Source organism: Aetokthonos hydrillicola CCALA 1050 (genome assembly GCF_017591665.1).
Classification (GTDB): domain Bacteria; phylum Cyanobacteriota; class Cyanobacteriia; order Cyanobacteriales; family Nostocaceae; genus Aetokthonos; species Aetokthonos hydrillicola.
The window spans coordinates 1-1,876 of record NZ_JAAKGC010000333.1 but is presented as its reverse complement, the minus strand read 5'-3'; the positions used below and the strand labels follow the sequence as shown (position 1 = coordinate 1,876).

General features: G+C 42.3%; 2 protein-coding genes and 1 pseudogene. 1 reads left to right on the top strand and 2 read right to left on the bottom strand.

What is annotated here, in order from left to right; translation table 11 throughout:
* The first annotated feature begins 27 nt into the window (after nt 1–27).
* Entirely contained in the window at nt 28–375 is a 348-nt protein-coding gene (locus G4P69_RS37600) for a hypothetical protein (protein WP_208343958.1), read from the top strand.
* Nucleotides 376–410: 35 nt separating this feature from the next.
* On the opposite strand, the gene G4P69_RS37595 is transcribed toward G4P69_RS37600, so the two are convergent.
* Together G4P69_RS37595 and G4P69_RS37590 are read right to left on the bottom strand one after the other, a co-directional pair.
* Complete coding sequence (locus G4P69_RS37595; protein WP_208343957.1) at nt 411–845, bottom strand: FHA domain-containing protein; 435 nt, start codon at nt 843–845, stop codon at nt 411–413.
* A gap of 281 nt (nt 846–1,126) precedes the next feature.
* Nucleotides 1,127–1,876, bottom strand: a pseudogene (locus G4P69_RS37590) (HAD-IC family P-type ATPase); the annotation flags it as partial.

Sequence of the window (1,876 nt, the reverse complement as noted above, 5' to 3'; positions counted from 1 at the left end):
CGGAGTGTTGCAAGGGGTGGGGCTATTATGGCTCGCTATACGTGTTCATTTATTGTTTCTATTGCTATTGATCATCTTCAGCCTTTACTTGTAGAACTTCTACAAGATTGTCATTTGGATGTTCAGTACCATATAACCGATTACATCATGGCGCGTGAGATACCTGGTAATGTGTCTTACTCTAAGTTAGTGACAGTAGAAGTCCTCATTGATAAGAGTACAGCTACGGAAACGGAAACTCGCATGAGTATTGTGATTAAAAATGATGAACTACCACTCCAGCTGAATAACCATTGCCGACAAATGTTTGATTTTATCAAACAAGCGATTGAAGACAGTCGACATTGGCATCTTATCGAAAGCCTTACTGGTTAGGTTATGGAAGCTATAGACAATTAATTACATCATCTTTAGTCCTCAAGATCCTCGGTCATACCGGGATTTATTAGCGTGATATCATATTCGCTTGCATCCGTTTGTCCTGATCCCATCGTATCTCGTCGTAGCAGATAATAAATAGCACGTACCTGAGGACCGAAAACAATTTCATCCTCGTTTTTTAAATCATGGGCTAGCGCCTTTCGCCCGTTAATCATTATCCCATTGGAACTAGGTTTGCCCTTAGCATCGCCATCTACAATTCGATAGTAGTATCTATGGCTACTATCATCTCGTGATAGCCTGATTAATGTGGCATGACGACGCGAGACGAACTGAGAAACCAAACGGATATCGCAATTCTTGTCCCTGCCAATAGAATAGACAGAACTATCAAGAGAAAATTCTTTGCGTCCCTGATCGTCTTCTAGGATCAGTAGATGGCTTTCATTAAGTTGTGCTGCCATTGACAAATCGTTGCTACAATCGGTTGAACTCTTCTTAATCAAGAATTGTTAAGTAAGGTTTGCTGCCATTCTCTCCACTAGGGTCAGTAGTCTCTTGTGTGCATAACATAACTTAAAGCAAGAGTAGAATAGAACTATTCTACTCTATACGTCTACTGCGACTCTTTAAGAACACAAAGACAAGATTTGTGAATATTTAACAGCTAACTATCGACTTAGTTTAGCGTGAGAAGGACAAAAGAAATATTTTTGGACAAAAATATTTCCCATAAAGTCTTACTTTATAGGCGGCGGTGCGCGAAGCGCTGCAACAGAAGTGAGTTAGTTACCACGCTAACAGAACTAAAAGCCATTAGTGCAGCAGCACCAGCTGGGCTAAGAACAAAACCTGAACTAGGCAACAAAACACCAGCGGCTAAGGGAATCCCCAGCGTATTGTATGCAAAAGCCCAAAATAAATTCTGGCGGATTTTGTTAAACGTAGCACGGCTAAGTTTAATAGCTTCCACAACATCAGATAAGCGATCGCGCATCAAGACAATTTCAGCCGTTTCCATCGCGACTTCTGTCCCACCGTGTAAAGCAATTCCCACATCTGCTTGAGATAAAGCTGGTGCATCGTTGATCCCATCTCCTACCATTGCGACAACAGATTTAACAGATGATTTGACGGGGTTCTCTTCGCCTGTAGCTATCGACTGGAGAGCTTGTATTGCAGAAGCTTTTTTAGCTGGAGGAAGACTGGCCATAACATCAGCACTATCCAATTATAGCTGTTTGGCGATCGCAGTAGCTGCTTCTAGGGTATCACCACTGAGTAACATAACCCTCAGCCCCATTCGGCGTAAATTGTCTACTACTGTTTTAGCATCGGCTCTTAGTGTATCCCGAACAGCAATCAGCCCTAAAACTGTATTTCCAGAGGCTACCCAAACCACTGTTTTTCCATCTGCTGTTAATGCCTGTGCCTGCGTTTGCGCAGTTTCGTTGATCAAAATTCCATGCCAATGTAACCAGTCCAAATTTCCCAG

Excerpts from the sequence above, each read along its gene's own strand:
- G4P69_RS37595 (WP_208343957.1), bottom strand. The coding sequence starts at position 845 with ATGGCAGCACAACTTAATGAAAGCCATCTACTGATCCTAGAAGACGAT.
- G4P69_RS37600 (WP_208343958.1), top strand. The coding sequence starts at position 28 with ATGGCTCGCTATACGTGTTCATTTATTGTTTCTATTGCTATTGATCAT.